The organism is Mycobacterium sp., from assembly GCF_019243155.1.
GTDB lineage: Bacteria > Actinomycetota > Actinomycetes > Mycobacteriales > Mycobacteriaceae > Mycobacterium.
Window position 1 is genome coordinate 1 of sequence record NZ_JAFAUS010000462.1, and the last position, 5,442, is coordinate 5,442.

The following is a 5,442-nucleotide window of genomic DNA, read 5'->3' on the forward strand; positions in this document are numbered from 1 at the left end:
CCTGACCGAGATGTCCCCCGACGCCATTCGCGGCCTCTACCCCGGGGTGACCTACCAGCTCGGCAATCTGCTCGCCGCATTCAACCTGCCCATCCAGGAACGCCTCGCCGAATCACACGGTTACCCGTTCGCGTTGGCTGCCACGATCGTGCCGGTGCTGCTCGCCGTCACGCTGCTGACGCTGATGGGCAAGGATGCGACCGGGGTGCGCTTCGGCACCTCCGAAACTGCTTTCGTACCAACGGAAGTGACGTGAGTTTGCGCGACGTCACATAAGTGCGCGGCGCAGCAAATGCATCGCCACCGTCGTCGAGCGCTCGCGGATGTCGGACCGGTTACCGGGGAGCAGCAGGGTTCGGGTGTCGGTGGGACCGGCTGCGAGCATCACGCTGAAACAGACGGTACCCACCGGCTTTTGCTCGGTACCCCCACCCGGGCCGGCGATGCCGGTGATCGCCACGGCCGTGTCGGCGTCGAAGCGACTCAGCGCGCCGGCCGCCATCGCCTCGGCCACCGGCTCGGACACTGCGCCGTACGCCTCGATCAGCGCGGGATCGACGCCGAGCAGCTCCACTTTCGCCTCGTTCGAGTAGGACACCACACCACCCGCCACATAGTCCGACGATCCGGGGCGGTCGGTCAGCCGCGCCGCCACCAGACCCGCGGTGCAGGACTCCGCCGTGGCGATCCGGCGGCCCGCCAGTAACTCGGCGACGAGGTCGTCGATCCTGGATTCGTCTTTGGAGAAGAGCTGATCGCCGTGCCGCTCGCGCAGCAGCTGGACCAGCTTGGCGTACGTCGCGGCGGAGTCGGGCTCGTAGCGGGTGACCATCTCGATCTCGCCCCGCCGCAGGCAGGTGGTGATCTCGAGCGACTCGAAGCCGGGCACCGAACCCTCGGCGTCGCGCAGCGTCTCGGCCAGCCCCGACTCGGGCAGCCCGAACATCCGCACGGTGTCCTGGCGGTAGATCGTGCGCCCGGCTATCGCCTGCTGTGCTGCGGGCGTCTCGATGGCCTTGCGCCACATCGGCTGCAGCTCGCGCGGCGGCCCCGGAAGCACGATGACCGTCGGGTGGCCGGGCACCACCACACCGGGCGCGGTACCCACCGGGTCGAGCACCTGCGCTCCAGCGGGAATCATCGCCTGCTTGCGGTTGGCCGCGCGCACCGCGTCGAAGTCGACGCCGTCGAAGCGTGCCATCAGCCGCTTGAGGATGTCGGCGATCTTCTCCTCGGTCGCGGCGTCCAGCACCAACTCGCGCTCGCAGAAGCGTGCCACGACCTCGACGGTCATGTCGTCGGCCGTCGGCCCCAGACCGCCGCTGGTGACGATCAGGTCCACACCCTCGCCCGCCAGGAAGCGCAGCTGCGCTTCGATGTCGGCCGGGCGGTCGCCGCAAATCGTGATGTGCGCGAGTTCGACTCCGAGCTCTAAGAGGCGATCGGCGATCCAGGGGCCGTTTGCGTCTTGGACCCGGCCGGTCAGGACTTCGGTTCCGGTGACAACGATGCCTGCGCGTGCGCTCACCGCCATGAGCGTACTCACCGGTCTGCGGGACAATGAGCCGATGATCGAGTTAGAGGTAATCCAGGCTGACGTGACCAAGCTCGAACTCGACGCGATCACCAATGCGGCCAATACCGAACTACGCCACGGTGGCGGCGTGGCCGCAGCGATCTCGCGCGCCGGCGGGCCGGCGGTGCAGCGGGAATCGACCGAAAGGGCGCCGATCGGACTCGGCGACGCCGTCGAGACCACGGCCGGTGACATGCCGGCGCGCTACGTCATCCACGCCGCGACGATGGAGCTCGGCGGCCCGACTTCGGCGGAGATCATCTCGCGCGCAACCACTTCCACGCTGCGCAAGGCCGACGAGCTCGGTTGCCGCACGTTGGGTCTGGTGGCGTTCGGCACCGGGGTCGGCGGCTTCCCGCTGGACGAGGCGGCGCGGCTGATGGTTGACGCAGTCCGTGAGCACCGGCCCGGTTCGCTGCAGAAGGTGGTGTTCGCGGTCCACGGCGACGAGGCCGAGCAAGCGTTTCGCGCGGCCTGCGGGCCTAACCGTTAAGAGAGGTAACGCTCCACGGTCGCGACCTTCTGCGTCATCGCGTCGCTGGTTCCGGCGCGCATGTCCGCCTTGATCACCGTGCTGACCCGGGGGGCACGGGCGGCCACGGCCTCGACCGCGCGCTGTACGACCGCCATCACCTCTTCCCAGGTCTCGCCCTCGATCACGGTGAACATGGAATCCGTCTTGTTGGGCAGGCCGGAATCGCGAACCACCCGAACCGCTTCGGCGACGATCTCGCCGACGCCCTCGCCGACACCCAGCGGGGTCACGGAAAACGCGACGAGCACAGACACCCTGACGAGCCTACCGATCCTCACCTGGCACCATCGAGGTCCATGCGGGTTTTGGTGCAACGGGTCTCGTCGGCGACGGTGTCGGTGGGCGGCGATGTCGTCGGCGCCATCCGTCCGGATGGCCAGGGCCTGCTGGCGTTCGTCGGCGTCACCCACAGCGACGATCTCGACAAGGCGCATCGGCTCGCCGAAAAGCTCTGGAAATTACGGATTCTCGACGACGAGCGGTCGGCATCCGATGTGGGCTCGCCCATCCTGGTCGTCAGTCAGTTCACGTTGTACGCCGACACCGCCAAAGGCCGTCGGCCGTCCTGGAATGCGGCCGCCCCGGGCGCGGTCGCCGAGCCGCTGGTCGCGGCGTTCGCCGAGGCATTGCGGCGGTTGGGTGCGGACGTGCAGACCGGCGTGTTCGGCGCGAATATGCAGGTGGAGTTGATAAACGACGGACCGGTGACGGTGTTTTTGGAACTCTGACGCCGAAGCGCCAGGTACGTTGGTTATGTCGGCTTCGCATCGCCGATTTCAACGTGGAGGGGGCGGCGTTGGGCACACCACCCGAATTCGGGTCGCTCCGATCCGACGACGACCACTGGGACATCGTCAGCAGTGTGGGTTATACGGCTTTGCTGGTGGCGGGATGGCGTGCGTTGCACGCCGTCAGTCCCGAGCCGCTGGTGTCGGACGAGTACGCCAAGGTCTTCATCGCCGCGTCGCGCGACCAATACTTGGCCGACGTGCTTGCCAACCCGGGCACTTCCGAGGACGAGCTGGCCTTTCCTCGCCTCTACGGCGTGCAGACGCGGTTCTTCGACGACTTCTTCAACGCGGCCACCGCCGGGGGCATCCGGCAAGCGGTGATCGTGGCGGCCGGGTTGGACTCTCGGGCTTATCGCCTCGAATGGCCGCAGGACACAACGGTTTACGAGATCGATCTACCCAAAGTGCTGGAATTCAAGGCGACCGTGCTCGGCGAGCACGGCGCCGAGCCGAAGGCCCGCAGGATTGACGTCGCCGCCGATCTGCGCACCGACTGGTCCCGGCCGCTGGAAGCGGCCGGCTTTGACGTGGAGAGCCCCAGCGCCTGGTCGGTGGAGGGATTGCTGCCTTACCTCACCGACGACGCCCAGAATTCACTGTTCACCCGGATCAGCGGGCTCAGCGCGCCGGGCAGCCGAATTGCGGTGGGCGCGTTGGGATCGCGCCTGGATCATGGCCAGCTCGAGGCGCTCGAGACAAACCACCCGGGTGTCGATAAGTCCGGTAGCGTGGACTTCTCCTCCCTGACTTACGAGCCAAAGACCGACCCGGCGGACTGGCTGAAGGCGCACGCATGGACGGTCGAACCCGTCCGCAACACACTCGATCTGCAAGCCGGCTATGGCATGACCCCACCGGACGTCGACGTGAAGATCGACAGTTTCATGCGGTCCCAATACATCACGGCGACTCGGTGAGGCGGCCGCGCCATGGCTGGATCCACCACGAAGGTTCCGGCCGTCACCGCCGTGGCCCGGTGCGGGCGTTGCGTTATCTGGCCAAGCACGTCCGCCGCGACGAAGACTAGGGTTTCAGCAGGATCTTGACGTCCTCGCCCGTCCGCGACCCCGCGGTCGCGTAACCCGTGGCCGCTTCGTTTAAAGGCAAAGTGGTGGTGAAGATTCCGTCGACGTCGAGTCGCCCGGACTGCAGCAGCGGGATCAATTCCGGCCACGTGCGTTGCACGGGCGCCGTGGTCATCCGCAGCGTGATGCTGCGAATCAGGCAGCCCATGGCGTTGAGCGGAAACGGATTCAGATCGTGCACACCCACCACCGAGACGGTGCCGCCGGGCCGAACCGCGTTGAGCGCGTCGGTCAGGGATGCGTCGGTGGCCACGGCGTCGATCACGGCGTCGGCGCCGCGGCCGTTCGTCGCGGCGAGGATGGCCTCGACCGCCGGCACCTTGATGGGCGTGGCTCCCCACTTCTCGGCACGGTTCAGTCGGCCCTCGACCTTGTCGACCGCGAAAACCGTTGCAGCGCCCTGAAAAAAAGCGCTGCGCAGCGAGCACAAGCCGACCGCCCCCAAGCCGATGATCGCAACCGTCCCGCCGAACGGAATATCGGCGCGCTGCGCCGCGGCCCATCCGGTGGCGAGGTTGTCGGTCAGCAGCAGCGCCTGCTCGGTGCTGATCCCCTCGGGCATCTTCAACAGCTGAAAGTCGGCGGCGGGCACCGCGAGCAGGTCTGCCTGCGCGCCGCCGAGCACGCCACCGCCGAAGATCTGAAAGCCGGCATAACACATGACCGGGTCGCGGGTGGCGCACCCAGGGCACGCACCGCAGCCCGTCACCGACGACACCATCACCGAGTCGCCGACCTTCACGTTGCGCACGTCCCGCCCGGCCGCCACGACGGTCCCGATCGCTTCGTGTCCCAGGGCGATCGGCTCGAGTATCGGGAAATCGGCTTCGTAGAAATGCAGGTCGGATCCGCAGATGCCGGCGGCGGTGACTTCAACGATCGCGGCATTGGGTCCGGGAGGTGCTGGATCGAAGCGGTTTTCGACCCTGATGCTGCGGGGCCCGTCGACGACTACCGTGCGCATATCGAAGTGTTCACTTTCGTTCGCGTATCAAGAATTGGGACCAGTCGGGTTCGCGTACGGCGGCCCAGTACTCGTTGAGCCGCCAAGGGCTGACGGTGTGGATCTCCCCGTCGGCGTTCTTGAAGTAAGAATGCTTGACCGCCGGATGCGACCACACCATTTTCTTGATCTGGGTCTGAGTCCGCTGGTGCCAGTCGGTGGCGGCTTCGGGCTTCGGTTCCACGCAAAGCGTGTTCGTCTCGGCCAGCCGGCGCAGGCATTGATCGACGTAGCGCATCTGCAGCTCGGATTGGAAGATCAGGCTGCCGCCGTGGGCCAGATGTGTACCGGGACCGTAGATGATGAAGAAGTTGGGGAATTCCGGGACGGTGATGCCCAGGTAGGCGTAGGGGCGGGTCCCCCACATCTCGTGCAGGTCGGTTCCGTTGCGACCGGTCACCTTCAGCGGCCACAGCACATCGGTGTGCCGGAATCCCGTGGCGTAGACGATG

At 66.8% G+C, this 5,442-nt stretch carries 6 protein-coding genes and 2 pseudogenes; 4 read left to right on the top strand and 4 right to left on the bottom strand.

The features are described from left to right. Positions 1 to 256: pseudogene (locus JOZ00_RS23355) on the top strand (MFS transporter); the annotation flags it as partial. A gap of 12 nt (positions 257 to 268) precedes the next feature. On the opposite strand, the gene JOZ00_RS23360 reads toward JOZ00_RS23355, so the two are convergent. Next, positions 269 to 1,534: a competence/damage-inducible protein A gene (locus tag JOZ00_RS23360; protein ID WP_293348762.1), complete on the bottom strand. Its 1,266-nt coding sequence runs from the start codon at positions 1,532 to 1,534 to the stop codon at positions 269 to 271. A gap of 34 nt (positions 1,535 to 1,568) precedes the next feature. On the opposite strand from JOZ00_RS23360, the gene JOZ00_RS23365 reads away from it, so the two are divergent. Beyond that, a complete protein-coding gene (locus tag JOZ00_RS23365; protein ID WP_293348777.1) occupies positions 1,569 to 2,069 on the top strand; it encodes a macro domain-containing protein in 501 nt (166 codons plus the stop codon). Here JOZ00_RS23365 and JOZ00_RS23370 read toward each other — a convergent pair. Further along, positions 2,066 to 2,365 carry an MTH1187 family thiamine-binding protein gene (locus JOZ00_RS23370; protein WP_293348765.1) on the bottom strand — a complete coding sequence of 100 codons (300 nt, stop codon included), beginning with the start codon at positions 2,363 to 2,365 and terminating at the stop codon, positions 2,066 to 2,068. The two genes, JOZ00_RS23365 and JOZ00_RS23370, sit on opposite strands and share 4 nt — an antisense overlap. A 42-nt stretch (positions 2,366 to 2,407) precedes the next feature. Here JOZ00_RS23370 and dtd point away from each other — a divergent pair, with 42 nt between their 5' ends. Continuing rightward, entirely contained in the window at positions 2,408 to 2,839 is a 432-nt protein-coding gene (gene dtd, locus JOZ00_RS23375) for a D-aminoacyl-tRNA deacylase (protein ID WP_293348768.1), read from the top strand. A 68-nt stretch (positions 2,840 to 2,907) separates the two neighbouring features. Then, positions 2,908 to 3,819 carry a class I SAM-dependent methyltransferase gene (locus JOZ00_RS23380; RefSeq protein ID WP_293348771.1) on the top strand — a complete coding sequence of 304 codons (912 nt, stop codon included), beginning with the start codon at positions 2,908 to 2,910 and terminating at the stop codon, positions 3,817 to 3,819. Positions 3,820 to 3,925: 106 nt separating this feature from the next. Here the strand turns inward: JOZ00_RS23380 and JOZ00_RS23385 are convergent, their stop codons facing one another. Next, a complete protein-coding gene (locus JOZ00_RS23385) occupies positions 3,926 to 4,951 on the bottom strand; it encodes an alcohol dehydrogenase catalytic domain-containing protein (RefSeq protein ID WP_293348774.1) in 1,026 nt (341 codons plus the stop codon). A 10-nt stretch (positions 4,952 to 4,961) separates the two neighbouring features. Next, positions 4,962 to 5,442, bottom strand: a pseudogene (locus JOZ00_RS23390) (4-hydroxyacetophenone monooxygenase); the annotation flags it as partial.